The sequence below is a fragment of the Pseudomonadota bacterium genome (assembly GCA_016195085.1).
GTDB lineage: Bacteria > Pseudomonadota > Alphaproteobacteria > SHVZ01 > SHVZ01 > JACQAG01.
Window position 1 is genome coordinate 1 of the sequence record JACQAG010000061.1, and the last position, 25,028, is coordinate 25,028.

Consider the following 25,028-nt stretch of genomic DNA (forward strand, 5'->3'; position numbering starts at 1 on the left):
GCCGGCGAAGGTCGATCCGGCGCCCGGACTGGCCGTGAGCGTGACCGCCGTGCCCTGGTTGAACGACGCCGAGCAGGTGCCGGCGCTGCAATTGATGCCCGCCGGACTGCTCGTCACCGTGCCCGAGCCGCTGCCGGCGAGTGTCACCGAGAGACTATTCTGCACCACGGCAAAGGTGATGGTGCAGGCCTTGTCCGTGTCGAGGACGAGGGTGTAGTTCACCGCCACCGTTTGGAACCCGGTCGAGGAGCAGTCGCCGGTCGCTGCCGCCCAGGACGAGCCGGCTGCCGGGGTAAACACCAGCACCAGGCTAGTCAGCGTGGGGAAGGACGCACTGCAGGCGGAAGCGGGACAATTGATGCCAACCGGCACACTGGTCACCGAGCCGGTACCGGTGCCGTTGAGCGCGACGGTCATGTTCTTCGTGAGCTGCGCCCAACCCGGCTCCGAACCAATGCTCAGAAGAGCCAGGATCACCAAACCCATCAACCGCATGCCAAGACCCCGGCGCGACGGGGCTCGATGCTTCTCTGACGCGATGGCGCTGTCCCCGCCTTGCTGCTGCGTTGAGATATATCTGTGGCCGGTGCCAAGAGCCGTCAATAGGAAGGAACCCGGATAGCGCGGGGCGACAATTTCTTGTGGACTCGACGGCGCTACGATCTCCCTTGCACGGGCTCCGATTGGGCACCGCGACGGCGCCCCGGCCCATGCCCGAAAGCCGAGGGTCGCCGCGTCGGCATGGCGGTGCCGAGGTGGAGAGCTGGACATGCTGGAGGCGCGCTGCGAGCTGTGCCAGCCGAGCGATGCCTTGCTCGACCGGGCGCGGGCCGCCATCGCCGTCGGATACGCGCCGGACCGCTACAATAGCGGTCTCAATGTCGGCGAAACGGCGGGCCGGCATCGCATGGATGCGCACGCGCAATCAATCCGGCGCCCGGCGAGGGTCGGGGAGGGGATGAATCGCCCCTTCCAAAGTCCATCCCCGGGGCGACTGGACGATCCCGGCGGCAGCGTTCGCTGCGCTTTCGCCCGCAAGCCAGGCGCGTGAGCCGGGCCCGTGCGGCTGCTCGCGCGCCGGTCTCAATGGTGGGTACGATGCGAGGGAATGGGAGCGCCGCAGGCGTGGTCCAAGTCCCGGATTGCCTTTTGCCAGTTCCGCGCTTCCGCAAGCTGCGGACAGCTCAGAAACTTGGCGCCGTGGAGATTGGCGCCGTCGAGATCGGCGCCGGCCAAGACCGCCCGGAAGCAGTCGGCTCCCTCGAGGTTGGCGCCGATCAAGGAGGCGCCGGTGAGAACCGCGCCGCGCAAATCCGCATTGCTGAGATCGGCCCCGGAAAGATTCGCGTCGATGAGGTCCAATCCACACAAGCTCGCATGCGAGAGCTCCGGCCGCGTCTCCTTGTGGGTCTCCCGCCACGCATTCCATGCGCTGATACTTTCCAAGAGCACCGCCAGATGCGTCTTGTCCACCATCGGTTCCTCCTTTGCCGACCGTTCCGCCCCCTTCGGAAACCCCTGAGGCATTGAACGGTCGGACGTTGCGTGCGGAACGATCATCGCTCGCCCGTGGAATCTCCCTATCTTGGATTGCCAAGAGGCGGGTCTTGCAGCAGGGCGAGCAAGCCCTTGAGCAAGTCGAGCGGGCTGGGGGGGCAGCCGCGGATATGCAGGTCGACCGGCACGACCGCGGAGACGCCGCCGACGCAGGCATAGCTGCCGGCGAACATGCCGCCGTCGACGCCGCAGTCGCCCACGGCAACGACCCACTTCGGAGCGGGTGTCGCCAGATAGGTGCGTTCGAGCGCTTCACGCATGTTCTTGGTGACGGGACCGGTCACCAGGAGCACGTCGGCATGGCGCGGCGAGGCGACGAAGCGCAGCCCGAACCGCTCGACGTCATAGAAGGCGTTGTTGAGCGCGTGGATCTCCAGCTCGCAACCGTTGCATGAACCGGCATCGACCTGACGGATGGACAAGGTCCGTCCGAAACGTCGACGCGCCACCCGATCGAGCGCCGCCCCGACCTCGGCCAGAGCCGCCTCGTCGGCGGCGGGTGCCGGCTCCGTCAGGGGGCCGTGCACCAGGCTTTCCACGATGAGCTTCCACATGCCGATCGCCTCTACAGATCGTGCCCCGAATAGGAGCAGTTGAAGGATTTGTTGCAAAGCGGGAAATCGGCGACGATGTTCCCCTCGATCGCCGCCTCGAGGAGCGGCCATTGGAACCAGGACGGATCGCGCAGATGGCAGCGCTCGACCCGCCCGTCGCCGCCGAGCCTGAGCCAAACCAGGATGTCGCCGCGGAAGCCTTCAATGAGCGCAACGCCTTCGCGCACGCCGCCGGCGCTCGCGGGAACATCGGCTGAGATCGGCCCGGCGGGCAGCCGGTCCAGGATCTGCTCGACCAGCGACAGGCTCTGCTCGACTTCGCGGATCCGTATCCACACGCGTGCGTTGACGTCTCCGGCCTCGAGCACCGGGATCTCGAAGGCGAGCTGGTCGTAGGGCGGATATCCCGGCAGCCGGCGGGCGTCGACGTCGCGGCCCGAGGCTCGGCCGACATAGCCGCCCGCGGCATATTGGCGCGCCAGCGCCGGGTTGAGCACGCCCGTGCCCACGGTGCGGTCCTGCAGCGAAGCGGTGTTGTCATAGAGCCCGACCAAGGCGGGAAACCGGCGCCGCACCTCCTCGATGAGCGACCGCAAGCAGGCGATGCGCTGCTCGTCGAGATCCACGCCAACACCGCCGGGCACGATGCGATCGCGCATCAGGCGATGGCCGAAGCTTGTATCGGCGGCACGCAGCACAAGCTCGCGGAGCACGCCGCAATGGGTATGCATGAGGGAGAACGCCGCATCGTTGCAGATCGCCCCGATGTCGCCGAAGTGATTGGCCAGGCGCTCCAGCTCCGCCATCAGTGCCCGCAGCCAGACGGCGCGGGGCGGCACCTCGACGGCCAGAGCGGCCTCGGCGGCGCGGGCGAAGGCATAGGCGTAGGCGACGGTGCTGTCGCCCGAGGTACGCCCGGCCAGCCGCGCCGCGCGTGCCGGATCGGCGCCGGCCATCAAACCTTCAATGCCCTTGTGAACATAGCCCAGCCGCTCCTCCAGCCGGACCACGGTCTCGCCGTTCGCGGTGAAGCGGAAATGTCCGGGCTCGATGATGCCGGCATGCACCGGACCGACCGCGATCTCGTGCAGGCTCTCCCCTTCCGCCGGCAGAAATAGGTAAGGCGGCGCCGGCGCCGACGGCTCGCTTCGGCCGAGCGGATAGCGGATGCCCCACTGCCCGTGGTCGAGCCACGGCCGCAGGTCCGGCGAGGCGATCGGCTGCAGCCCGAACAGGTCGCGGATGGCCGCCTCCAGATGAAGAGCCGGCGGATGCAGCTGCGCCACCGACGGGAACTGCCGATCGGCGCATTCCAGGCTGAGGATGCCGCTCGCCGCCGCCGCGTCGTCGGCGAGCGCCATATGGACGGCGTCCTTGTCGCCCCAGAGGCCGATGAGGAGCCAGCGCCGCGCCGCCAAGTGCATCCCGGCGAACTGCCATTGCTCGGCGCTGACGACCGCGCGCGGCCAGGGATGGTGATCCCGGACCCTGCTTCCCTGGCCCATCATCGCGGTGAGGTCGATCAGGGTCGGCATCGTCTATCCAAGCAGCCGGGCAACATGCTGGAACCACGCCACCAGCGGCAGCGGCAGGTAGAGGCCGGCGCCGAGCACGAGCGCCAGATGCGCATAGAGGGGCACGTACGAGGCCTTGGCCGGCTGGGTGCTGCCGACGGGATCGCCGAAGGCGATACTGTTGACGCGGAGCAGAAGCGCGCCGAACGCCACCAGGAGCCCGCCGACGAGCGGAATCGCCAACAGCGGCTGGCGCGCGAAGGTCGAGCTCACGACCAGGAACTCGCTCATGAAGATCCCGAGCGGCGGCATTCCCGCGATCGCGAACACGCCGAGGATGAGGCCCCAGCCGAGCATCGGATGCGTCTCGGTCAACCCGCGGATGTCGGCCATCCGCTGCGAGCCTTTGACCTGGGCGATGTGGCCGACGGCGAAGAAGATCGCCGACTTCGTTAGGCTGTGCATGGTCATGTGCAGGAGGCCGGCGAAATTGGCGAGCGGGCCGCCCATGCCGAAGGCGAAGGTGACGATGCCCATATGCTCGATCGAGGAGTACGCGAACAGGCGCTTGATGTCGCGGCGGCGGTACAGCATGAACGCGGCGAAGATCAGCGAGCCCAGGCCCATCGCCGCCATGAGCGGGCCGGGCGCGATCGCCTCGGCGTTCGCGGCCAGCAATATCTTGAACCGCAACACGGCGTAGAGCGCCACGTTGAGGAGCAGCCCGGACAGCACGGCGGAGATCGGCGTCGGGCCTTCGGCGTGGGCGTCCGGGAGCCAGGCGTGCAGCGGCGCCAAGCCGACCTTGGTCCCGTATCCGAGCAGGAGGAAGATGAAGGCGACGTTGAGGAGCGCTGGATCGAAGCGGGCGGCGCGCTCGACGAGAAGCGTCCACAGCATGGCATCGAGGCCGCCGCCCATGACAGGTTGCGCGGAGAGGTAGATCAGGATCGTGCCGAACAGCGCCAGCGCGATGCCGACGCTGCCGAGGATGAAATACTTCCACGCGGCTTCGATCGCCTCGTGGGTCCGATAGATGCCGACCATGAGGATCGTGGTCAGCGTCGCCAGCTCTATCGCGACCCACATGAGCCCGATGTTGTTGGCCGCGAGCGCCAGATTCATGGCGAACATCAGCACCTGGTACATCGCATGGTAGAAGCGGAGATGGGCGGGAGTGAGGCGGCCGATCTCCAGCTCATGGCCGATGTAGGTGGCGCTGAACACGCTGGTGGTGAAGGCGACGAACGTGGTGATGACGATGAAGACCACGTTGAGATCGTCGACCAGCAGGTATTGTCCCGGTTCCGGCCGCTCGGAGACGAGCAGCGACAGCGCCGCCGACAGCGTGAGCAAGGTCGCCAGCACGTTGAGCCGCGCGGTGATCCGATAGCCCGGCAGCAGCGCCAGAAGTACGGCGGTCCCCACCGGGATCAGCAAGATGGCGCCCACCGCGTCGAATGCCGGAATGCTCATCGTCGATCTCCGCGGAAGAGATCGAGCGCGTGCACGTCGACCGTGTCGAAGCGCTCGCGGATGCGGAACAGGAAGATGCCAATCACGATGAACGCGATGAGGATCGAGAAGGCGACGCTGATCTCGACCACCAGCGGCATGCCCTTGGCGCCGGTGGCGGCCAAGACCAGCCCGTTCTCCAGCGACATGAAGCCGATGACCTGGCTCACCGCATTGCGCCGGGTCACCATCATCAAGAGCCCGAGGAGAACCACGGAGAGCGCCAGCGCCACGTCCTCGCGCGCGAGGCGGTCGGCCTCGGCGGTGACGCGCAGCATGACCACCATCGCCAGCGCCACCAGACCGATGCCGAACAGCATGGTGAGCCCGACGCCGACGACGGTCTCGATCTCGCGATGGATGCCGAGGCGCTGGATGATGCGATGGAGCGCCACCGGAATGATCACGCCTTTGAAGACGATGGCGATCGTCGCCGTGATGTAGAGGTGAGGCGCATCCTGGATATAGGCCTGCCATCCCACCGAGAACGCCAGGACGACGGCGTGCAGCGCAAAGACGTTGAGGAGGGCGTAGAGACGGTCCTGGTAGAGCATCATGAAGCTGACCAGCACCAGTCCGCCGGCGAAGAGATGCGCGATATCGTAGACGAGCCCGTCCACCTAGAGGCTCCTCGAGATGAACATGAGCAGCGCCCCAAGCAAGCCGAGCATCAAGGCGACGCTGAGGAAATTCGCGACCCTGAACACCCGCATCTTGGCAATCACGGTCTCAAACAGCGCCAAGAGCGCGCCGCCGACCGCGAGCTTGGCCACAAAGGCGGCGACACCGAAGAGATAGGCTGCCGGTTCGGCGCCGGCCTCAACCAAGCCCCAAGGCGCGAAGATGCAGGATATGAGCGAAAGATACAGGAGCAGCTTCAGCGAGGCCGCGAGCTCGATCACCGCCAGATGCCGACCGGAATACTCCAGCACCATGGCTTCGTGCACCATTGTGAGCTCGAGATGCGTGGCCGGATTGTCGACGGGAATGCGGGCGTTCTCGGCGATGGCGACGATGATCAGGCCGACCAGCACCAGGCCGAGCGAGATGCGCAAGCCCACATGCGCCGACAGCATCACGGTCGAAATGGTGGAGAGCTGCGTCGACCGGGCGATCAGCGCCAGGGTGAAGATGATCATCAGCATCGCCGGCTCGGCCAGCGAGGCGATCATCATCTCGCGGCTGGAGCCGATGCCGCCGAAGCTCGTGCCCACGTCCATGCCGGCGAGCGCCAGGAAAAAGCGAACGCTGCCAAGGAGGGCGGCGATGGCGATGAGGTCGGCGGCCCAGCTGAACATGAGGCCTCTGGCGAAGGTCGGCACCAGAGCCGCCGCCACCCAGGTCGCAGCGAAGATCAGGTAGGGTGTCACCCGGAAGAGCCATGAAGCGTTGTCGGCGAGCACGACCTCTTTGTTGAGCAGCCGCACGAGATCCAGATAGGGCTGAACCATCGGCGGGCCCTGCCGGCGCAAGAGACGCGCCTTGACCTTGCGGATAAAGCCGGTGAGCAGCGGCGCCAGCAGGAGCACCAGGAACATCTGGGCGCCCTGGACGGCGAGGTCGACGATCACGGCCATAGCCCGACCACCAGGAGGAGCACGATGAGGGCGGCGAAGACGAGGCTGAGGTAGCGGCGGATGGTCTGGAACTGCAGGTAGTTGAGGCGATCGGCGATGGCGCTGACGCCGGTCGCCACCGGCGCGTAGAGCGCGTCCCAGACGAGGTCTCTCAGATCGACATGCATCCGCGCCGGCCGGCGATCGCCGGGGGGCGCCATTTCCACGTGCTCGCGGGCCCGAAAGACGACCGTGCCGAACACGCGCCGGATCGGCTGGGCGAAGCTGCCCGAGGTGTACTGCGTGATTGGGCCGGTCCCTGGATAACCGCAACCCCACGCAGCACCACGGCGGAGCGCGTGCGAGGCGATGCGGTGGATGGCATAGATCGCGAACGAAGCCGACACGGCGATGAACACAAAGACGAGCAAGCCGTTGTAGGAGCTGCGGGCCTCGGCGATCGGCACGATCGAGAGCCACGGCACCACGCTCTGGACCGGCATCTGATCGCCGACGAGGGCCTGGATGACCGGCCTCAGGCCGTCGATGACGAGGCCCGGCAGAACGCCGGCAAAGAGGCAGAGTGCCGCAAACGCGTACATGGCGGCGAGCGAGAACCGGTCGACCTCATGTGCCTCGGCGGCTGCCGGCGTTCGCGGCCGGCCGAGAAAGGTGACGCCGAACGCCTTGACGAAGCAGGCCGCGGCCAAGGCGGCCGACAGCGCCAACAGCGCGCCGACGGCGGGGACCAGCACCTTGAGGCCCCACTGCGGCAGATCGGGACTCTGCAGGATCGCCTGGAACGTCAGCCATTCCGAGACGAAACCGTTGAGCGGCGGCAGGGCTGAAATGGCCACGCAGCCGACCAGAAACGCGAAGGCCGTGTGTGGCATCCGGTGGATGAGGCCGCCGAGATGCTCCATGTCGCGCTCGCCGGTTGCCGTCAGCACCGCACCCGAGCCGAAGAAGAGCAGGCTCTTGAAGATCGAGTGGTTGAATACGTGGAAGAGTGCCGCGGTCAGAGCGAGGGCCGCCGCCCAGCCCACGTGGTTTGCCTCGAAGGCCAAGGTGAGACCGAGGCCGATATAGATGATGCCGATGTTCTCGACCGTATGGTAGGCGAGCAGGCGCTTCAGGTCGTGCTGCATGAGGGCGTAGAGAACGCCCAGCGCCGAGGTGGCACCGCCGAGCGCCAGCACGACCATCGCCCACCACCATTCCGGCGGTCCGAGAAGGTCGAGGACGATGCGCACGAACCCGTAGACCGCGACCTTGGTCATGACGCCGCTCATCAAGGCCGAGACGTGGCTGGGTGCGGCCGGATGGGCGAGCGGCAGCCAGACATGGAGGGGCACCAGGCCCGCCTTGGAGCCGGCGCCGAGGAGGACCAGCGCCAGCACCAGCCCCGAGAACGCCGGGGCGAGATGGTTGGCGCGCATCTGGGTGAAGTCGTAGGCGCCTTCCGGGCCGGCCAGGAGCCCGAAGGCGAGCAGGAGGCAGAGCGTGCCGAAGCTCGCCATGAGGAGATAGATGTAGCCGGCCCGCGCGTTCTCGCTGACGCGGTGGTGGGTCATCACCAAGGCCCAGGACGTGAGCGACATGAACTCCCAGGACATGAGGAACGTGAACGCATCGTCGGCCAGGACGACGAGGTTCATGCCCGCGAGGAATGCCGGAAAGAACGGCAGCACCCGGTGCGGAGCGGTCTCGTGGCGCCCGTAGCCGAGCCCGTAGAGGCTGGCCGCGGCGCTGCCGAGATCGACCACGATCAGGAAGAAGGCGGCGAGCGCGTCCAGACGGAAATGCGCGCCCTGCCAGGGGAGGCCCAGCGGCAGGACCAGCCCTGCCTCAGGCGCATCGCCGAGGAGGTGAGCGAGTGCCGCGGTGCCGGCGAGCGCGCAGGCAAGGAAGCTCGCCCCATAGACGATCGGCCTCGCAACGGCCGATCGCCCGATCGCCACGGCCGATGCCGCAACGCCCAGCATGACCGCCACGCACGACAATACGACCACGGCCGACATCGCGCCCCACCCTAGCCAGTATTTCTCCCACGGATCGGGAGCAGCGTCGCGCTGCGCGAGGCGCCCCGCAAGGAGCGGGTCGAAAAGCGTAGCAGAGCTACGGTTGAGACCCGCGACGATGTCGGGCGCCCCGCGCGGCGCGACCCGAAGGGATGGGCTCCTGAGCTCACATGCCGCGTCAAGCCGCTCGCCGGGGGAGGAGCGAGGAGGGGGTGGTCTCCACCCCCTCCTAAATCCCACCCCCGATGCTGGGCATCGCTCTTCGCGGCTTTCCTCGCCTGTGAGCTCATGAGTCCCATCGCTGCCCCGATCCGTGGGAGAAATACCGGCTAGGCCGCTCGATGCACCGGCACCTTCTTGCTTTTAGGTTTGTTGGTCTTCCGGCCCGGAGCCGGCGACTGCAGCCGCACTCCGCGGCCGCCGCCCTGGCTCGCGGCCCCTTCGTTGATGAGCTCGATCCCGGCGGCATCGAGTGCGGCGACCAGCTTCATCAGCGAGTCGACGTTGCCGCGGATCACGCCGTTGCTGGCTTCCATGCGTTGAATCGTCGGCACCGAAAGGCGCGACAACTCTGCCAGTTCTCGCTGGTCGATGCTCAGCAAGGCTCGAGCGGCACGTAATTGACCGGCACTTATCATGCTTGGTCGAAGCCGTTTGATGTGTTCAGCCTACGATCTTATGGGCTAGATATCCATATTCATGGCTGGACGCCCAGCTCGGATGACCCAACGAGGCTCACGGCGCGCTCACCTCCGTGTCCGTCCTCGGCAGCGGCGGCGGTCGAAGCGCCGGTGCGACCGCCTGTCGGCGGCGACGGCGACGGCCTCGATCGGCTCTGCATTGCCGGCGTTGACTTGGCGCCGGCCCGGGTCTAACTCTGAGCCGGTCCGCCCATCCCGAGCCGAATTCCTGCGCAATTCCATAAGGTAAACGGCCATGCCTCCCGCCCAGCGGCCGCTGTCGCCCCATTTGCAGATCTACAAGCCGCAGCTCACTTCGGTGCTCTCCATCATCCATCGTGGGACCGGCATCGCCTTGACCGCTGGAACGCTGCTCCTGGTCTATTGGCTGCTGGCGGCCGCACTCGGTCCGGAGAGCTTCGCCGACGCCCAGGCGCTGATCGGCTCGTGGTTCGGCTATCTCGTGCTGTTCGGCTGGTCCCTCTCGTTGTTCTTCCACCTGGCGAACGGCATCCGCCATCTGTTCTGGGATGCGGGCTTCGGCTTCGAGCTGGATCAGGTCTACGCCTCGGGCTGGGTGGTGGTGGGTGCGGCGGTCGGCTTGACCGTGCTCGCCTGGGTGGTCGGGCTCGTCGCCCTCGGAGGCAATCTATGAGCAGAGGCAACGCATGAGCATGCGCACCCCGCTCGGCCGCGCGCGCGGCCTGGGTTCCGCCAAGCGCGGCTTCGAGCATTGGTGGGCGCAGCGCCTGACCGCCGTCGCCCTGGTGCCGCTCACCCTCTGGTTCGTGGCGGGCGTGGTCTCGCTCGCCGGCGCCGGCCATGACGCCACCGTCGACTGGCTGTCGCAGCCCTTCGTCGCGGTCGCCATGGTGCTGCTGATCGGCGCCACCTTCTATCATGCCGCCCTCGGGCTCCAGGTGGTGATCGAGGACTACGTGCACCACGAGGGTACCAAGCTGGCGCTCGTCGTCATCGAGAAATACGCCTGCGTGGCGCTCGCCGTCACGGCGCTCTACGCAGTGCTCAAGATCGCGTTCGGAGGCTGAGACATGGCGCCTTCCTACAACATCATCGAGCACGACTACGACGTGGTCGTGGTCGGCGCCGGCGGCGCCGGCTTGCGCGCCACTCTCGGCATGACCATCGAGGGCCTGAAGACCGCCTGCATCTCCAAGGTGTTTCCGACCCGCAGCCACACGGTCGCCGCCCAGGGCGGCGTCGGCGCCGCGCTCGGCAACATGGATGCCGACGACTGGCGCTATCACATGTACGACACGGTCAAGGGCTCGGACTGGCTCGGCGACCAGGACGCGATCGAGTACATGTGCAGGAACGCCATCCCAGCGGTGATCGAGCTGGAGCATTACGGCGTGCCGTTCAGCCGCACCGAGGCGGGCAAGATCTACCAGCGGCCCTTCGGCGGCCACACGCTCAACTACGGTGCCGCTCTCGCCAAGCGCGCCTGCGCAGCCGCCGACCGCACCGGCCATGCCATCCTGCACACGCTCTACCAGCAGAGCCTGAAGCACGGCGCCGAGTTCTTCGTCGAGTATTTCGCCCTCGACCTCATCATGGACGAGGACGGCGCCTGCCGCGGCGTGATCGCCTGGAACCTGGAGGACGGCAGCATCCACCGCTTCCGCGCGCACCAGACCGTGCTCGCCACCGGCGGCTACGGCCGCACCTATTTCTCCTGCACCTCGGCGCATACCTGCACCGGCGACGGCAACGCCATGGTGCTCCGTGCCGGGCTGCCGCTGCAGGACATGGAGTTCATCCAGTTCCACCCGACCGGGATCTACGGCGCCGGCTGCCTCATCACCGAGGGTGCGCGCGGCGAGGGCGGCTATCTCACCAACTCCGAGGGCGAGCGCTTCATGGAGCGCTACGCGCCCACGGCCAAGGATCTGGCGTCGCGCGACGTGGTCAGCCGCTCGATGACCGTCGAGATCAATGAAGGCCGCGGCTGCGGGCCCGAGAAGGACCACATCCTCCTGCATCTGGAGCACTTGGATCCGAAGGTGCTGCATGAGCGGCTGCCCGGCATCTCCGAAACCTCGCGCATCTTCTCCGGCGTCGATGTGACCAAGGAGCCGATCCCGGTCCTGCCGACCGCGCATTACAACATGGGCGGCATCCCCACCAACTATCACGGCGAGGCTCTGCGCCCGACCAAGGACAATCCCGATGCGGTCTGTCCAGGGCTGATGGCGATCGGCGAGGGGGCTAGCGTGTCGGTGCACGGCGCCAACCGGCTCGGCACCAACTCGCTCCTCGACATCGTCGTCTTCGGCCGCGCGGCGGCCTATCGCGCCGCCGAGCTGGTGAAGCCCGGGACCCAGCACAAGCCGTTGCCGGCGGGCGCCGGCGATGCGGGTCTGGCCCGGCTCGACCGCTTGCGCAACGCCAAAGGCCCGCTCAAATCCGGCAAGATCCGCCTCGACATGCAGCGCGCCATGCAGACCCACGCCGCCGTCTTCCGCGACGAAAAGACGCTCCGCGCCGGCATCGCCAAGGTCGGCGAGGTCGCCGCCAGCATGGCCGATCTCGGCGTCGGCGACCGCTCGATGATCTGGAACTCCGACCTGGTCGAGACCCTCGAGCTCGAGAACCTCATGGCGCAAGCCATGGTGGCGCTAGTGTCCGCGGAGGCCCGCCACGAGAGCCGCGGCGCCCATGCGCGCGAGGATTTTCCCAGCCGCGACGACGTCAATTGGATGAAGCACACTCTGTCCTGGCAGGATGCGAGCGGCAAGGTCCGGCTCGATTACCGCCCGGTGCACATGTACACGCTGTCGAACGAGGTGCAGGTCTTCCCGCCGAAGGCGCGGGTGTACTGATCAGGGATCAGATGTCAGAAATCAGGGGTCAGGATCCTTAGCAACATGGCCGAATTCACGCTGCCGCAGAATTCCCGGGTGACCGAGGGCAAGGCCTACAAGGCGCTTGCCGGCGCCAAGCGGCCGAAGACCTTCCGCATCTATCGCTGGGACCCGGAGGCCGGCGCCAACCCCAGGCTCGACAGCTACGAGATCGACCTCGCCGATTGCGCGCCGATGGTGCTGGACGCGCTCATCAAGATCAAAACCGAGATCGACACCACGCTCACCTTCCGCCGCTCCTGCCGCGAGGGCATCTGCGGCAGCTGCTCGATGAACATCGACGGCACCAACACGCTGGCCTGCCTGAAGCCGATCGATGAGGTGAAGGGCGACGTCAGGGTCTATCCGCTGCCCCACATGCCGGTGATCAAGGATCTGGTGCCCGATCTCACCACCGTCTACGCCCAGTACACGTCCATCAAACCGTGGCTCACGACGGAATCGCCGCCGCCGCCCGACCGCGAGCGCCGGCAGAGCGTCGAGGAGCGGGCCAAGCTCGACGGGTTGTGGGAGTGCGTCCTCTGCTTCTGCTGCACCACCTCGTGCCCCAGCTACTGGTGGAACGGCGATCGTTATCTCGGCCCCGCGGTGCTGCTGCAGGCCTATCGCTGGATCGCCGATTCCCGCGACGAGGCGACCGGCGAACGCCTGGACGCGCTCGAGGATCCGTTCCGCCTCTATCGCTGCCACACCATCATGAACTGCACCAAGACCTGCCCCAAAGGCCTCAACCCCGCCCGCGCCATCGCCGAGATCAAGAAGCTGATGGTGGCGCGGCAGGCCTAGGCGCGCGATCTGCCTCCCGTGATTTGCCCCCACCCTAACCCTCCCCCACATGCGTGGGGGAGGGAACCGAAGCTTCGTGCTCGTGCTCCCTCCCTCGCGAAAGCGGGGGAGGGCCGGGGTGGGGGCCTCGATCCACCGATACCGCTGTGAGATGACTCCCGCCTCACCGCCATCCGCCACCGATTGGCGCATCGTCTGGCTCACGGTCGCCGCCGGCGTGGTCGCCGCCTTTCAGATCGGCAAGGTGCCGGCGGCGTTGCCGGTCCTCCGCGAGGAATTCGCCCTCGGTCTCGTCGGCGCCGGCTGGGTGCTGTCGATCTTCAATGTCATCGGCGTCTTCGGCGGCATGGTGCTGGGGGCCTTCATCGACCGCGCCGGCCACCGCCGCATGATCATCGCCGGCCTCCTGCTCATCGCGCTCGCCGGCGTCTTGGGCGCGCTGGCCCCGGCTGCGCCGCTCTTGTTCGCCGGCCGCTGCCTCGAAGGGCTCGGCTTCACCATTGTCGTCGTCGGCGGTCCGGGCGTGCTGGTGCGCGCGGCCACGCCCCGCGACCTCCGCCTCGCCTTCGGCCTCTGGGGCAGCTACATGCCGACGGGCATGGCGAGCATGCTGGTGGCCTCGCCCGCCCTCATCGACCTTATCGGCTGGCGCGGCCTGTGGCTCGTCAATGCCGCGCTGATGACGATCTTTGCCATCGTGCTTGCGGCCTCGACTCGCGGCCTCGGCCGCGGCGGCAGTACGGCGGATTGGTCCGGCCTGGCGCTCACCTTGAAGGCGCGCGGGCCCTGGCTTCTGGCCCTCGGCTTTGCCGCCTATACCCTGCAATTCCTCGCCGTCATGGGCTTCCTTCCGATCATCCTCGCCGACGAGGCCGGCGCCTCACCGGCTCTCGCCGCGGCGCTGACCGCGCTCGCGGTCGCCGTCAACGTGATCGGCACCTTGCTGGGCGGCTGGCTCCTCTACCATCACTGGCCGCGTTGGCAGCTGATCGCCGGCACGTCGGTGCTGATGGCGGTTGCCGCCCTGGCGATCTACTCACCCTTCCTCTCGGTCACCTGGCGTTATCTCGCCTGCCTTGCCTTCTCCGCCATCGGCGGCGTGCTGCCGACGGCAGTCCTCTCCGGCTCGGCCCCGCACGCGCCCCGGCCCAATCTCGTCGCCACCACCAACGGGCTCATCATGCAAGGCTCGAATCTGGGCCAGTCCCTGGGTCCGCCCGCGGTGGCCGCCCTGGCGACGGCGACGGGAAGCTGGACCTGGTCGCCCGCCGTGCTGATCGCCAGCGCCGCCGTCTCGATCCTCTTCGCGCTGGCGCTCCGGCGGCTGGAGAATGCTCCGGGGAGGACCCATTGAGTCCTCAGCCGCGCCTGTGGCATCGGTTGACTCGAACGTACCACAGATGGTACGTTCATTCCGACATTGCCGAATAATCGCCGCGAACGCTGGCTCCCCCGATGAAACGGGTCCCCGCAATCTTCTATCGGACGGAGGCCGGAAACGAGCCGGTCCGCGATTGGCTGAAGGCGATGAGTGCGGAAGATCGGCGGCGCATCGGCGAGGACATCAAGACGGCGGAGTTCGGCTGGCCGATCGGTATGCCGCTGTGTCGACCGATGGGCGCCGGATTGCATGAGGTGCGGACGGTTCTTTCCGGCAACCGGATTGCGCGCGTGTTCTTCTACATCGATCGACGTCAGCGCTTGGTGCTGCTGCACGGCATGGTTAAAAAGACGAGACGGACGATGACGGCAGATTTGAGCCTTACGCGATCGAATCAGCGCAAGCACGCAAGGAGCCTCGCATGAGAACGAAGCAGAAAGCGCGAGCGAAGAACTTTAGTGGTTCTTCCCTGGACAGCCTGCTCGCCGAGGAAGGCATCCTCGAGGAGGTCGAGGCCGCTGCCATCAAGCGGGTGATCGCTTGGCAGCTGATCGAGGCGATGCGGGCACAGCACATTACCAAGACTCGAATGGCCCGGCTGATGCGCACGAGCCGTTCGCAGCTCGACCGCCTTCTCGATCCGGAGAACCCGGCGGTTCACCTGGAAACGATCGCACGGGCTGCGCGCGTCGTCGGCAAGAAGATTCGCCTGCAAATGATCGATGCTGCCTGAGAGGGAGGTGCGTGCCGATGACCGCCTACATCGCCCTCTTGCGGAAAGATCCTGATACCGACTACGGCGTGGACTTCCCGGACTTTCCTGGATGCATCACCGCAGGGTCGACGCTCGAGCAGGCGCGAACGATGGCTGCCGAGGCGCTCGCCTTTCATGTTGAAGGCATGCTCGCCGATGGAGAGGCCTTGCCCGAGGCGAGCACGCTCGACCGGATCATGGCTGACCGGTTCAACCGCGATGCAGTTCCTTTTCTGGTCGAAGCGGCGCGCGAGGCGTTCAAGGCGTAGTCAGGTTGCCTTGCCGGCGCGCGCCTGGTTGAGGGCGAAGAGACGCGCCAGGATCTCGTCCTCGGAGAGATCGGCCGGCCAGCCATAGGCGGACGCCACCGCTTCGTCCAGCGCGCGGTGCAGGTTCGCAAGCCATGTCGGGCGCTGGTTGTAGAGATTGGTCAGGGTCCGTTTTTTGAGCTCGGCCGCCGCCTTCGTATCGACCGGCAGAATCCGATCGGGAAATCCCGGCACCACTTCGGGCTCGCGCCGCACCAGCTCGGGCGGATTCAGCCAGAGGTCAGGTTTTTCCACGAGGGCGCGTGCCGCTTCGGCGATGCGCTTCGCGCGTGGGTCGTCAGCGTATGCGACTGCGGGGACGTTCGGGGTCAATCCTTCTGGGAAAGGAAATGTACCAAAACACGATTGAGCGTTGTACGTCGGGTCATTCCCTTTGCCGTGCCATGAGCATGTCGCGAGGCTCCAAATCTCATGCAATTGGGAGTGCAGAACACCAAATGTCGTATCGTCATCTTTTGCAATTGCGTAAAGACGACTGTCGGGCATAACCGATCTATCTTGCCAAACAAATATCCGGTGTTTGGATACGCGGGGCGTGAGGATGAAGCGAGTGAGTGATCTTAGCGATTGTCGCATACCAGTCCGAGCTTCGACGAATCGCCACCACACCTGTCGATATGCTTCTCGACGGTTTTGCGCGCGCTCTGGCTGAACCTCACGCCGTACATGTTCAAAGGGCGCTTCGTAGAGTGCCGCTGTCGATTCGGCCATGTCAGTGCCAAAGTCGACAATCCATTTGTCTGATGGCCGACGAACTAAATCCATTCCGTTCACCCACGGTCTCACCACATCACTGTTCGGCCGGGCATTTGGGTTTTTTGGGAGAAGAAGCCAACGGCGCGCTATATCTCCGGGCACATCAAATGCCCCGCCTTTCGTCGTTCCCATGAAAATAAACTTGTCATTTCCATCGATGGGTACCGTCATCGTAAGATCTATTGCATTGCCGCCGGCAGAACTCGACAAATCAGCATAGATTTCGTCCACGAGCTTACCGTCGACGTGCGCTTGATCCCCGCATTGCTTTGGCGCAACGCAAATCATTGAGACACGAACAGCAGCCCCGTCCAGCACCCAAGGCTCATCTGACCACGCCTCGAAGATGAAGCCCGTGTCGCGAACACGCTCAAGTACCTTGCGGTTGGCTCCCTGACGGATTGCTTGAGTTGCGACAAGACCAGCGCGCTTAGTTACGCCCGACTCAATCGCGCTTCGCGCCTTCTCGAACCAATAGCAGACGAGATCCACACCGGCCGGTACGCGCCCGTCGAAGGCTTCTCGCACCCGTGTAGCCGCAGCCTCTCCCATCGCCGCGATCATCCGCTTGTTGCCGACGAAGGGCGGGTTGCCGACGATGAACTCCGCTTCCGGCCATTCGGCTTCGCTGCCGTCCCCGCTGACGAGCGCGTCTCGGCACGCGATCTGATCGAGCGGCCGGAGGATCGGCGTGCGGTTGAGGCCATAGAAGTGGTCGAGCATCCACTGGATCTCGCCGATCCACACGGCAACTCGTGCGAGCTCTGCTGCGAATGGATTGATCTCGATTCCAAACAGAGCCTCGGGGCCGATTCTCGGTTCCTGATGCGGCATGGCGAGCGCACGCGCCTCGTTGATGACCTTGTGCTCCAGCTCCTTGAGGCCGCGGAGAGCCAAATAGAGGAAATTGCCGGAGCCGCAGGCGGGGTCGAGCACGCGCACACGGGCCAAGCGGTCACGGAACTTCGCGAACACGTCTCGGGCTTGGCTCACGAGCTTTGTCGCAGCTCCGGAGCTTTTCGCCGCTTTCGTCTTGCGCTGAAGATCCTCGATCTCCGCCTTGACGACCTCCCACTCTGCGTGGAGCGGACGCAAAATCACCGGCTCGACGATCTTCATGATCGTGCCGGGATCGGTATAGAACTTGCCCAGCTCCTTGCGCTTATTGGGATTGAGGCCACGCTCGAACAAGGTGCCGAAGATCGACGGCTCGATATGGCTCCAGTCGAGATCCGAAGCGTCGAGGACGAGCTTGATGTCCGCGAGCCGCAGCGGCAGCGCCTCATCGTCGTCGAATAGCTTGCCGTTGAACCATTTGATGCGGTCGGTGCCGAACCAGCCGCCGCCCTGGGTGCCCATGGCCTTGAACAGCTCGCGCGCCCGGCCCTCGAACTGCTCGGCCTCGTAGCGGCAGCTCTCCAGGAGCCGGGACACGAGCTTGCCCGGCAGCAAGCCGATGTCCTCGGCGAACATGCAGAACAGCAGCCGATGGACGAAATGCGCTACGCGCTCCGCATCGTAACCGCGCTCGCGAAGCTGCTCGGCGAGCTCGGCAAAGCGCGTGGCGGCGGCCTCGGTCAGCGTTTCCCGTGTCAGGTCCGGCTTGAGCGAGTTCGGATCCTTGAAGGCGAGCCGAAGCCAGCGGAGATTCTCCGGCGCGCGCATTTCGGCCAAGCGGAAGCGCTGGACGACCCGCGGCGTGTTGGTGAAGCTGGTGTAGATGGCGAATCGTTTGGTATCGCAGACGATGAGCAGCGGCGGATTGTCGAGATCCGGCGCATACTCCGCGAGCTGCGCATAGGCCTTGGTGAGATCGGCGCCGGGCCCCTTGTATTCGACGGCGAAATGCCCGCGCTTCCAGACGTCGACGAAGCCGGCGCTGCCGACGGTCTTGGTCACATGCTTCTGGAAGCAGTAGTCGACCCCGTCGGCATCGACCTCGGTCGGGGCCTTCTCGCCAAGAACGGCGCACAGATCAATGAAGTGCGACTGGTAGGCGGCCGTCTCCTTGAGTTCAGATAGCCGCCACTTCTCGATGAATTCTTCGAGATCCAACCAACCCCCCATGCCGCGATACAAGCATAGATGGCAGCCGCGTTAGCCGCCAGCCTGACGGGCTACTCGACAGGCTCGGGCGGATCCATCGGATAGTGCTCCGCCTCATAGGCGTCGATGAGCGTCGCCAAGGCGTTCAAGCGATCGCCGTCTGGCGTTCCGCTCTTGCTTCCCCAAAGGCGCCCGGCCTCAGCCAGCGCCCTTTCATACTGCGACTTCGCGCGAATCGGTCTCAGGTCAGCCATCGTCCTGGTCTCCGACGACATTCTACCAGCATTCATCCGCCGCTTCCCCGCCCCCTCCGTGCGGCGCTAAGCTATAGACGAACAGCGCAAATCCGGGAGCGGCACCCCATGCAGCTCAGCGATGCCCAATTGAAGCAATTCGACGAGGAAGGCTACGTCTTCCTGGCGAACCTGTTCCGGCCGGAGGAGGTGGCGATCCTCAAAGCCGAGGTGCCGGCGCTGTTTGCCGAGCGCCGGCAGGAGAATGTGCGGGAGCGGACCGGCGACGTGGTGCGCACCAGCTTCGCCGCCCACACCTACAACCCGGTCTACGGCGCGCTCGCCCGCCATCCGCGCCTCGTCGGTCCAGCCATGCAGATGCTGGCCGGTCCGATCTACATCCATCAGTTCAAGATCAACGGCAAGGCCGCCTTCGACGGCGACGTCTGGCAGTGGCACCAGGATTACGGCACCTGGGCCGCCGACGACGACATGCCGGCGCCGCGGGCGATGAACCTCGCACTCTTCCTGGACGAGGTGAACGAGTTCAACGGCCCGCTCATGTTCATCCCGAAGAGCCACCGGGTCGGCAAGCTGCCGGCGGGCCACGACGTCACCACCACCAGCTATCCCTTATGGACCATCGAGCAGGCGACCATTCGCCGTCTCGTCGCCGAGGGCGGCATCGTCGCCCCCAAGGGCCCCGCCGGGTCCGGCCTCTTCTTCCATTGCAATCTGGTGCATGGCTCGACCAGCAATATGAGCCCCTGGGATCGGCTGATCGTCTACATCTCCGCCAACCGCACCGACAACGCGATCCGCCGCTTCAAGCGGCCGGAGCACATCGCCCATCGCGACTTCCGGCCGATCCTGGCCTTGGGAGACGATTGCTTGACGCAATTTGCGGCCAAGCCCGCCGCGGCGGAGTAAGGCCATGAACCTCCATCGCATGCTCATGGAGCGCGACGCGGCGAAGCGGAAGCTGCGCGTCGGCCTCATCGGCGCCGGCAAGTTCGGCTCGATGTTCCTGGCCCAGGTGCTGACCACGCCCGGCCTGCACCTCGTCGGCATCGCCGATTTGAGCAGCAGCCGGGCCGCGGCGGCGCTGGCGCGGGTGGGCTGGCCGAAGGAGCGCACCCAGGCCAAGAGCTTTGCCGATGCGCTCGCCCACGGCACCACGCATCTCTGCGAGGACGCCGATGCGCTCATCAAGGCCGAGCCCATCGAGATCGTGATCGATGCGACCGGCAGCCCGCCCGCCGGCATTCGCCATGCGCTGGCCTGCGCCGGCGCCGGCAAGCATATCGTCATGGTCAATGTCGAAGCCGATGCGCTGGCCGGGCCGAAGCTGGCCGAGGCAGCCAGGCGCGCCGGAATCGTCTACAGCCTCGCCTATGGCGACCAGCCCGCCCTCATCGCCGAGATGGTGGACTGGGCCAGAGCGTCGGGCTTCCGCGTGGTGGCCGCCGGCAAGGGCACCAAGTATCTCCCCGCCTATCACGCCTCCACGCCCGACACGGTGTGGGGCCACTATGGATTCACCCCCGAGCAGGTGGCCGCCGGCGACTTCAACGCGCAGATGTTCAACTCCTTCCTCGACGGCACCAAGTCGGCGATCGAGATGGCGGCAGTAGCAAATTCAACCGGCTTGGCCGCACCCGAGGAAGGCTTGGGCTTCCCGCCCTGCGGCGTCGATGCGCTGGCGCAAGTGCTGCGCCCGCGCGCGGCCGGAGGCAGCCTCGAGCATGACGGCCAGGTCGAGGTCATCTCCTCGCTCGAGCGCGACGGCAGGCCGGTTGAGCGCGATCTCCGCTGGGGCGTCTATGTCGTCTTCGAGGGTGCCAGCGCTTATGTGCAGGACTGCTTCAAGCAGTACGGGCTGGTGACCGACAGCTCCGGGCGCTACACCGCGCTCTACAAGCCCTTCCATCTCATTGGTCTCGAGCTCGCCATCAGCGTCGCCTCGGCCGGCTTGCGCGGCGAACCCACCGGCCAGCCCACGGGGTTCCGCGCCGATGCGGTGGCCACTGCCAAGCGCGACCTCAAGGCCGGCGACACGCTTGACGGCGAGGGCGGCTACACGGTCTGGGGCAAGCTCATGCCGGCGTCCCGCTCGCTCGCCTTGGGCGCGCTGCCGATCGGGCTCGCCCATGGCCTCAAGCTGACCCGGCCGGTCGCCGCCGGCAGCACCCTCGCCTGGGCCGATGTCGCCGTCGGCGAAGCGAAGGCACCGCTCGCCGCCGCCATCGCCTTTCGCCGCGCCATGGAGGAGGAGGCCCGCCTCTCCTCGACCACGGCACGCGCCGCGGAATGACCGGAACCCTGGTCGTCACCGGCGGCAGCCGCGGCATCGGCGCCGCCACCGCGCTGATCGCCGCCAAGCAGGGCTGGGCGGTCGCCGTCAACTACAATGCGAGCGCCAACGCCGCCGAGACCTTGGTGCTCCGCATCAAGGAGGAGGGCGGCCGGGCGCTCGCGGTCAAGGCCGACATGGCGCGGGAGGCCGACATCGTCTCCCTCTTCGAGACGGCCGAACGCGGGCTCGGTCCGCTGGGCGGGCTCGTCAACAATGCCGGGGTCACCGGCCCCATGAGCCGCGTGGATGGAGTCGACGGAGCCATGCTGGCAGAGCTCATGGCGATCAACGTGGTCGCCCCCTTTCTCGCCGCCGGCGAAGCGGTGCGTCGGCTGTCGACGGCAAAGGGCGGCAAGGGCGGAGCAATCGTGAATGTGTCCTCGGCCGCCGCCCGGCTCGGCGGCCCGGGTGAATGGGTGCACTACGCCGCCTCGAAAGGCGCCATCGATACCTTCACAATCGGGCTGGCCAAGGAGGTGGCCGCCGAGGGCATCCGCGTGAACGCGGTCCGCCCCGGGCTGATCGAGACCGAAATCCATGCCAGCGCCGGCGACCCGAACCGGCTCCAGCGGCTGGCGCCCCTGGTGCCGATGCGCCGCGCCGGAACGCCCGAGGAGGTGGCGGAAACCATCGTCTGGCTGCTGTCGCCGGCCTCCTCCTACCTGACCGGCGCGCTCATCGACGTGTCCGGCGGGCGCTAGATTCAATCGATTGGTGGCCCGCCTATCCCTGAAATTCGCTGACGATTTTCGGGGGTGGGACACGAGCGGCCCTTCACCAATGCCCGGCTTTCCGCTATAGGCGAGCCCGATGCAAGCAACCAATGACCACGCCGCCGGACCGTTCGCCGTCTGGCAGGCGCAGGTAAGGGCGGGTGGGCTCCACGCCGACACGGCGCAGGAAGAGGCCGCCCGTCGCCTCGACCGGCTGCACCAGAACCTCATCGGCTACACGCCCGCCGCCGCCCAATCGGGCTGGCGTCAAAGCCTCCATCTCGGCAAGCGTCCGGCGAGCGTGCCGTCCGGCGTCTATCTCCATGGCGGCGTCGGCCGCGGCAAATCCATGCTCATGGATCTGTTCTTCGCCGGCGCCACCGTGGCCAAGAAGCGGCGGGTGCATTTCCACGAATTCATGCAGGAGGCGCATCAGCGCATCCACGCCTGGCGCCAGACCAACAAGGTGAGCAAGACCTCCGAGCCGATCCGGCCCTTGGCCCGCACCATCGCCGACGAGGCCTCGCTGCTCTGCTTCGATGAGTTCCAGGTGCAGGACATCGCCGATGCGATGATCCTCGGCCGGCTCTTCTATGCTCTCTTCGAAGTGGGCGTGGTGGTGGTCGCCACCTCCAATCTGCAGCCGGACGATCTCTACAAGGATGGCCTGCAGCGCGAGCTGTTCCTACCTTTCATCGGCCTATTGAAGCAACGACTGGAAGTCTTCGGCCTCGATGACGGGCGCGACTACCGCCTCCAGCGCATCGCCGGCCAGCGCGTCTTCCACACGCCCTTGGGGGCCGACTCCGCCCAAGCCTTGGATCGTGCCTTCCAGACGATGGCCGACGGCCAGCGCCCCGGCCCGGAGACGCTTACCGTCATGGGCCGGGCGCTGGCGGTGCCGCTGGCGGCGCGCGGCGTCGCCCGCTTCGGCTTCCAGGATCTCTGCGGCGCAGCCCTCGGCCCCGGCGACTACCTCGCCATCGCAAGGCACTATCACACCGTCGTGCTCGCCGACATCCCGCTGCTGTCGCCGGAGAAGCGCGACGAAGCAAAACGCTTCGTCACCCTCATCGACACGCTCTATGAGCGCCGCGCCAAGCTGATCGCGTCGGCCGCCGTGCCGCCCGACGCGCTCTATCCCTTAGGCGATGGCACCTTCGAGTTCCGCCGCACCGTCTCGCGCCTCAACGAAATGCAATCGGCGGATTACCTCGAGCTGCCGCACCTGGCCTGAGCTAACGGGTGAGCTGCGCCAACGCGCCGGGATGGCGCCGGTGATGCTGCAGAAACACTTCGACCAAACGCTCGCAACCGGCCTGATCCACGGCATCGAAGCGCGCCGTCCGCGGACTGTCGAGGTCGAGCACGCCGATGAGCTCGCCCGCCTCGATCAGCGGCACGACCAGCTCGGCATTGGAAGCGGAATCGCAAGCGATGTGGCCGGGGAAGGCATGCACGTCCTCGACCATGACCGAACGCCGGCGCTCCGCTGCCGTGCCGCACACGCCCTTGCCGAGGGCGATGCGGATGCAGGCAGGCTTGCCCTGGAAGGGCCCGAGCACCAGCGTGCCTGCCTTCATGAAATAGAACCCGGCCCAGTTGAGCTCCGGCAGCCCATGATAGACGAGTGCCGCCATGTTCGCCGCATTGGCGATGGCATCGCCCTCGCCTTCCATCACCGCGGCAAGCTGGCGGGCGAGATCGCCATAGAGCGACGTCTTGTTGCCGGCCTCGGATGCTTTCAGCGCGAACATCCCGTGTCCCTCGATCGATGCAGTGGCTGGGTCATTCTAGCCCAGGATTAGTCGCGCGAAACCAGCGTGGGTGGCATCGGTCTCAGGCTTGCATCAATGCACATCGGTCCAGGGACTTCTACGCCGGTCGTAGGACGGATCGTTGTCGTCGAGGCGGCGTCGGAACTTGCTGCCCCCGAGCCGGATCAACAGAAGGGCAATGAGGACTAGGAAGCCGACGAGATAGACCGTGTCCATCGCAGCGGTTCCTGTGAGGCTTCTCTCACCCTGCCACGGTCGCAGCCTTCGGTGCGGTGGCGGCGACCAAGCCCAGGACCGAGCCGGGGTTCATGCTGTCGACCATGGATGAGGGGATGAGGATGGTGGCGCCGCGCTCCTTGGTGGTTTCGTAGATGATGTTCATGGCGCGGAGCTGGAGCGCGATCGGATTGCTGCCGTAGAGCACCGCCGCATCGACGAATTTCTGCGCCACCAGCACCTCCGAGGAACCGAGGATGACGCGGGCCTCCTTTTCCCGCTCGGCTTGCGCCTGGCGGCTCATGGCGTCCTGCAGCCCGGCCGGGATGCGCACGTCGCGGATCTCGACCGAGATCACCGCGACACCCCATTCGGCGATCTTGTGGCCGATCACCTCCTTCAGCTGCTCATCCGCCTGCTTGCGCTCGGACAACAGCGCCGAAAGCGGCGAGGCGCCGATCATCTCGCGCAGCGACGTCTGCGAGACCCTGATGATGGCGCCGGCATAGTCCGCGATCTCGAGGGCGGCGCGTTCGGCGTCGTGCACCTGCCAGAAGACGATGGCATCGACATTGACCGGCACCGTGTCCTTGGTCAGCGTCTGCTCGGCGTTGAACTCGATGGTTTGGATGCGCTGGTCGATCCTGATCGCCACCGCATCGACGAAGGGCACGATGAGGAAGAGCCCGGGTCCGCGGATCGCGTAGAGCTTGCCCAAGCGCAAGACGATCGCCTTCTCCCATTGGTTGGCGATCATCAGCGAGAGCGGGACGAGCCAGGCCAGCACCAGCAGAAGCCCGGCCAGGACATAGGCCGACGAAGCGCCCAGATAGTAGCCGAGACCGCCCGCGGCCGGGGCCGCCAGCAGCAAGAGGGAGGCGAGCACGCGGGCCAGCGGGTTCGTCCCCCGTGGGATCAATCCTCTCATTGTCCACCTGCCTTTTTCGCTGCGATGTCGATGATGCGCCGCCCGAGCCTGGCCGGATCGACGCCCAGGGCGGCGGCGCCGGCGATCGCTTGATGGGCAAGGTCGTTCAGCCTTGCGGCTTCCCGGATCGGATCGAGCGGCGGCGGTCGCTCGGCGACGAAGCTTCCCCGCGCCCGCAAGATGGTGATGGCACCCGCCCGCTCGAGCTCGTCATAGGCGTGGCGCACCGTGTTGAGATCGACCCGGAGTGCGACGGCGACCTGGCGCATGGTCGGCATCTGCTGGCCCGGCTGCATGCGGCCGGCGCCGATCGCCCGCAGCATCTGCTCGCGGATCTGCACATAGATCGGCACGCCGCTGCTCTCCAGCCGGAAGGTGTCGAGAATTTGCTGGTCTGTATGCATACATGCATACAGTGAGCTCAAACTTATGCATTGACAAATCGAAATCCATCGATGTATTGTTGGATG

Annotated in this window: 26 protein-coding genes and 1 pseudogene; 12 read left to right on the top strand and 15 right to left on the bottom strand. The window is 66.3% G+C overall.

What is annotated here, in order from left to right:
• From HY058_17890 to HY058_17930, 9 genes are all read right to left on the bottom strand, one after another.
• Nucleotides 1-486 (bottom strand): hypothetical protein (locus tag HY058_17890; GenBank protein MBI3499170.1); only part of this gene is annotated, 486 nt, incomplete at its 3' end.
• 597 nt (nt 487-1,083) lie between these two features.
• On the bottom strand, nt 1,084-1,527 hold the full coding sequence (locus HY058_17895; GenBank protein MBI3499171.1) for a pentapeptide repeat-containing protein: 444 nt from the start codon (nt 1,525-1,527) through the stop codon (nt 1,084-1,086).
• Between the two features lie 53 nt (nt 1,528-1,580).
• On the bottom strand, nt 1,581-2,111 hold the full coding sequence (nuoB, locus tag HY058_17900; GenBank protein ID MBI3499172.1) for an NADH-quinone oxidoreductase subunit NuoB: 531 nt from the start codon (nt 2,109-2,111) through the stop codon (nt 1,581-1,583).
• 11 nt (nt 2,112-2,122) lie between these two features.
• Complete coding sequence (locus HY058_17905; protein ID MBI3499173.1) at nt 2,123-3,646, bottom strand: NADH-quinone oxidoreductase subunit C; 1,524 nt, start codon at nt 3,644-3,646, stop codon at nt 2,123-2,125.
• Nucleotides 3,647-3,649: 3 nt separating this feature from the next.
• Nucleotides 3,650-5,101 (bottom strand): hydrogenase 4 subunit F, encoded by a 1,452-nt coding sequence (locus tag HY058_17910; GenBank protein MBI3499174.1) that lies wholly within the window; start codon nt 5,099-5,101, stop codon nt 3,650-3,652.
• A complete protein-coding gene (locus HY058_17915; protein MBI3499175.1) occupies nt 5,098-5,760 on the bottom strand; it encodes a hydrogenase-4 component E in 663 nt (220 codons plus the stop codon). Before HY058_17915 ends, HY058_17910 begins: the two co-directional genes overlap by 4 nt.
• Entirely contained in the window at nt 5,761-6,717 is a 957-nt protein-coding gene (locus HY058_17920; GenBank protein MBI3499176.1) for an NADH-quinone oxidoreductase subunit H, read from the bottom strand. It abuts the gene before it with no gap.
• A complete protein-coding gene (hyfB, locus tag HY058_17925) occupies nt 6,708-8,717 on the bottom strand; it encodes a hydrogenase 4 subunit B (GenBank protein ID MBI3499177.1) in 2,010 nt (669 codons plus the stop codon). Before hyfB ends, HY058_17920 begins: the two co-directional genes overlap by 10 nt.
• 329 nt (nt 8,718-9,046) lie before the next feature.
• Nucleotides 9,047-9,355: a helix-turn-helix transcriptional regulator gene (locus tag HY058_17930; protein MBI3499178.1), complete on the bottom strand. Its 309-nt coding sequence runs from the start codon at nt 9,353-9,355 to the stop codon at nt 9,047-9,049.
• 298 nt (nt 9,356-9,653) lie between these two features.
• Between HY058_17930 and sdhC the strand changes: the two genes are divergently transcribed.
• The 8 genes from sdhC (at nt 9,654) to HY058_17970 (ending at nt 15,472) form a co-directional block, all read left to right on the top strand.
• Nucleotides 9,654-10,052 carry a succinate dehydrogenase, cytochrome b556 subunit gene (sdhC, locus tag HY058_17935; GenBank protein ID MBI3499179.1) on the top strand — a complete coding sequence of 133 codons (399 nt, stop codon included), beginning with the start codon at nt 9,654-9,656 and terminating at the stop codon, nt 10,050-10,052.
• 13 nt (nt 10,053-10,065) lie between these two features.
• Nucleotides 10,066-10,446, top strand: a complete 381-nt coding sequence (gene sdhD / locus HY058_17940; GenBank protein ID MBI3499180.1) for a succinate dehydrogenase, hydrophobic membrane anchor protein — start codon at nt 10,066-10,068, stop codon at nt 10,444-10,446.
• Between the two features lie 3 nt (nt 10,447-10,449).
• Nucleotides 10,450-12,240 (top strand): succinate dehydrogenase flavoprotein subunit, encoded by a 1,791-nt coding sequence (locus HY058_17945; protein MBI3499181.1) that lies wholly within the window; start codon nt 10,450-10,452, stop codon nt 12,238-12,240.
• 45 nt (nt 12,241-12,285) lie between these two features.
• Complete coding sequence (locus HY058_17950) at nt 12,286-13,068, top strand: succinate dehydrogenase iron-sulfur subunit (GenBank protein ID MBI3499182.1); 783 nt, start codon at nt 12,286-12,288, stop codon at nt 13,066-13,068.
• Nucleotides 13,069-13,219: 151 nt separating this feature from the next.
• Nucleotides 13,220-14,422, top strand: a complete 1,203-nt coding sequence (locus HY058_17955; GenBank protein ID MBI3499183.1) for an MFS transporter — start codon at nt 13,220-13,222, stop codon at nt 14,420-14,422.
• 101 nt (nt 14,423-14,523) lie between these two features.
• Complete coding sequence (locus HY058_17960) at nt 14,524-14,874, top strand: type II toxin-antitoxin system RelE/ParE family toxin (protein MBI3499184.1); 351 nt, start codon at nt 14,524-14,526, stop codon at nt 14,872-14,874.
• Entirely contained in the window at nt 14,871-15,182 is a 312-nt protein-coding gene (locus HY058_17965; GenBank protein MBI3499185.1) for an XRE family transcriptional regulator, read from the top strand. Before HY058_17960 ends, HY058_17965 begins: the two co-directional genes overlap by 4 nt.
• A 17-nt stretch (nt 15,183-15,199) precedes the next feature.
• Nucleotides 15,200-15,472: a type II toxin-antitoxin system HicB family antitoxin gene (locus HY058_17970; GenBank protein ID MBI3499186.1), complete on the top strand. Its 273-nt coding sequence runs from the start codon at nt 15,200-15,202 to the stop codon at nt 15,470-15,472.
• Here the strand turns inward: HY058_17970 and HY058_17975 are convergent, their stop codons facing one another.
• Together HY058_17975 and HY058_17980 are read right to left on the bottom strand one after the other, a co-directional pair.
• Nucleotides 15,473-18,343, bottom strand: coding sequence for a class I SAM-dependent DNA methyltransferase (locus HY058_17975; GenBank protein ID MBI3499187.1), 2,871 nt, complete (start codon nt 18,341-18,343; stop codon nt 15,473-15,475).
• A 65-nt stretch (nt 18,344-18,408) separates the two neighbouring features.
• Nucleotides 18,409-18,588 (bottom strand): annotated as a pseudogene (locus tag HY058_17980) (transcriptional regulator).
• A gap of 108 nt (nt 18,589-18,696) precedes the next feature.
• Between HY058_17980 and HY058_17985 the strand changes: the two are divergent.
• The 4 genes from HY058_17985 to HY058_18000 all read left to right on the top strand — a co-directional run bounded on the left by HY058_17985 (nt 18,697) and on the right by HY058_18000 (nt 22,873).
• The gene (locus HY058_17985) at nt 18,697-19,497 is read left to right on the top strand and encodes a phytanoyl-CoA dioxygenase family protein (GenBank protein MBI3499188.1); all 801 of its coding nucleotides are present in this window, start codon (nt 18,697-18,699) and stop codon (nt 19,495-19,497) included.
• Nucleotides 19,498-19,501: 4 nt separating this feature from the next.
• Nucleotides 19,502-20,881, top strand: a complete 1,380-nt coding sequence (locus HY058_17990; GenBank protein MBI3499189.1) for a Gfo/Idh/MocA family oxidoreductase — start codon at nt 19,502-19,504, stop codon at nt 20,879-20,881.
• Nucleotides 20,878-21,624 (top strand): SDR family oxidoreductase, encoded by a 747-nt coding sequence (locus tag HY058_17995; protein MBI3499190.1) that lies wholly within the window; start codon nt 20,878-20,880, stop codon nt 21,622-21,624. The genes HY058_17990 and HY058_17995 overlap by 4 nt, the downstream gene beginning before the upstream one ends.
• A gap of 109 nt (nt 21,625-21,733) precedes the next feature.
• A complete protein-coding gene (locus tag HY058_18000) occupies nt 21,734-22,873 on the top strand; it encodes a cell division protein ZapE (GenBank protein MBI3499191.1) in 1,140 nt (379 codons plus the stop codon).
• A 1-nt stretch (nt 22,874) separates the two neighbouring features.
• Here the strand turns inward: HY058_18000 and HY058_18005 are convergent, their stop codons facing one another.
• The 4 genes from HY058_18005 to HY058_18020 form a co-directional block, all read right to left on the bottom strand.
• Nucleotides 22,875-23,393, bottom strand: a complete 519-nt coding sequence (locus HY058_18005; protein ID MBI3499192.1) for a GAF domain-containing protein — start codon at nt 23,391-23,393, stop codon at nt 22,875-22,877.
• 93 nt (nt 23,394-23,486) lie between these two features.
• Nucleotides 23,487-23,630 (bottom strand): hypothetical protein, encoded by a 144-nt coding sequence (locus HY058_18010; protein MBI3499193.1) that lies wholly within the window; start codon nt 23,628-23,630, stop codon nt 23,487-23,489.
• 25 nt (nt 23,631-23,655) lie between these two features.
• Complete coding sequence (locus HY058_18015) at nt 23,656-24,558, bottom strand: slipin family protein (protein MBI3499194.1); 903 nt, start codon at nt 24,556-24,558, stop codon at nt 23,656-23,658.
• The gene (locus HY058_18020) at nt 24,555-24,962 is read right to left on the bottom strand and encodes a GntR family transcriptional regulator (protein MBI3499195.1); all 408 of its coding nucleotides are present in this window, start codon (nt 24,960-24,962) and stop codon (nt 24,555-24,557) included. The genes HY058_18015 and HY058_18020 overlap by 4 nt, the downstream gene beginning before the upstream one ends.
• Between the last annotated feature and the right edge of the window lie 66 nt (nt 24,963-25,028).

Coding starts and splice junctions, on each gene's coding strand:
- HY058_17905 (MBI3499173.1), bottom strand. CDS start 3,646: ATGCCGACCCTGATCGACCTCACCGCGATGATGGGCCAGGGAAGCAGG.
- HY058_18015 (MBI3499194.1), bottom strand. CDS start 24,558: ATGAGAGGATTGATCCCACGGGGGACGAACCCGCTGGCCCGCGTGCTC.
- nuoB (MBI3499172.1), bottom strand. CDS start 2,111: ATGTGGAAGCTCATCGTGGAAAGCCTGGTGCACGGCCCCCTGACGGAG.
- HY058_17955 (MBI3499183.1), top strand. CDS start 13,220: ATGACTCCCGCCTCACCGCCATCCGCCACCGATTGGCGCATCGTCTGG.
- HY058_18010 (MBI3499193.1), bottom strand. CDS start 23,630: ATGGACACGGTCTATCTCGTCGGCTTCCTAGTCCTCATTGCCCTTCTG.
- HY058_17985 (MBI3499188.1), top strand. CDS start 18,697: ATGCAGCTCAGCGATGCCCAATTGAAGCAATTCGACGAGGAAGGCTAC.
- sdhC (MBI3499179.1), top strand. CDS start 9,654: ATGCCTCCCGCCCAGCGGCCGCTGTCGCCCCATTTGCAGATCTACAAG.
- HY058_17895 (MBI3499171.1), bottom strand. CDS start 1,527: ATGCCTCAGGGGTTTCCGAAGGGGGCGGAACGGTCGGCAAAGGAGGAA.
- HY058_17910 (MBI3499174.1), bottom strand. CDS start 5,101: ATGAGCATTCCGGCATTCGACGCGGTGGGCGCCATCTTGCTGATCCCG.
- HY058_17945 (MBI3499181.1), top strand. CDS start 10,450: ATGGCGCCTTCCTACAACATCATCGAGCACGACTACGACGTGGTCGTG.
- HY058_18020 (MBI3499195.1), bottom strand. CDS start 24,962: ATGCATACAGACCAGCAAATTCTCGACACCTTCCGGCTGGAGAGCAGC.
- HY058_17970 (MBI3499186.1), top strand. CDS start 15,200: ATGACCGCCTACATCGCCCTCTTGCGGAAAGATCCTGATACCGACTAC.
- HY058_18000 (MBI3499191.1), top strand. CDS start 21,734: ATGCAAGCAACCAATGACCACGCCGCCGGACCGTTCGCCGTCTGGCAG.
- HY058_17960 (MBI3499184.1), top strand. CDS start 14,524: ATGAAACGGGTCCCCGCAATCTTCTATCGGACGGAGGCCGGAAACGAG.
- hyfB (MBI3499177.1), bottom strand. CDS start 8,717: ATGTCGGCCGTGGTCGTATTGTCGTGCGTGGCGGTCATGCTGGGCGTT.
- sdhD (MBI3499180.1), top strand. CDS start 10,066: ATGAGCATGCGCACCCCGCTCGGCCGCGCGCGCGGCCTGGGTTCCGCC.
- HY058_17995 (MBI3499190.1), top strand. CDS start 20,878: ATGACCGGAACCCTGGTCGTCACCGGCGGCAGCCGCGGCATCGGCGCC.
- HY058_17920 (MBI3499176.1), bottom strand. CDS start 6,717: ATGGCCGTGATCGTCGACCTCGCCGTCCAGGGCGCCCAGATGTTCCTG.
- HY058_17990 (MBI3499189.1), top strand. CDS start 19,502: ATGAACCTCCATCGCATGCTCATGGAGCGCGACGCGGCGAAGCGGAAG.
- HY058_17930 (MBI3499178.1), bottom strand. CDS start 9,355: ATGATAAGTGCCGGTCAATTACGTGCCGCTCGAGCCTTGCTGAGCATC.
- HY058_18005 (MBI3499192.1), bottom strand. CDS start 23,393: ATGTTCGCGCTGAAAGCATCCGAGGCCGGCAACAAGACGTCGCTCTAT.
- HY058_17950 (MBI3499182.1), top strand. CDS start 12,286: ATGGCCGAATTCACGCTGCCGCAGAATTCCCGGGTGACCGAGGGCAAG.
- HY058_17965 (MBI3499185.1), top strand. CDS start 14,871: ATGAGAACGAAGCAGAAAGCGCGAGCGAAGAACTTTAGTGGTTCTTCC.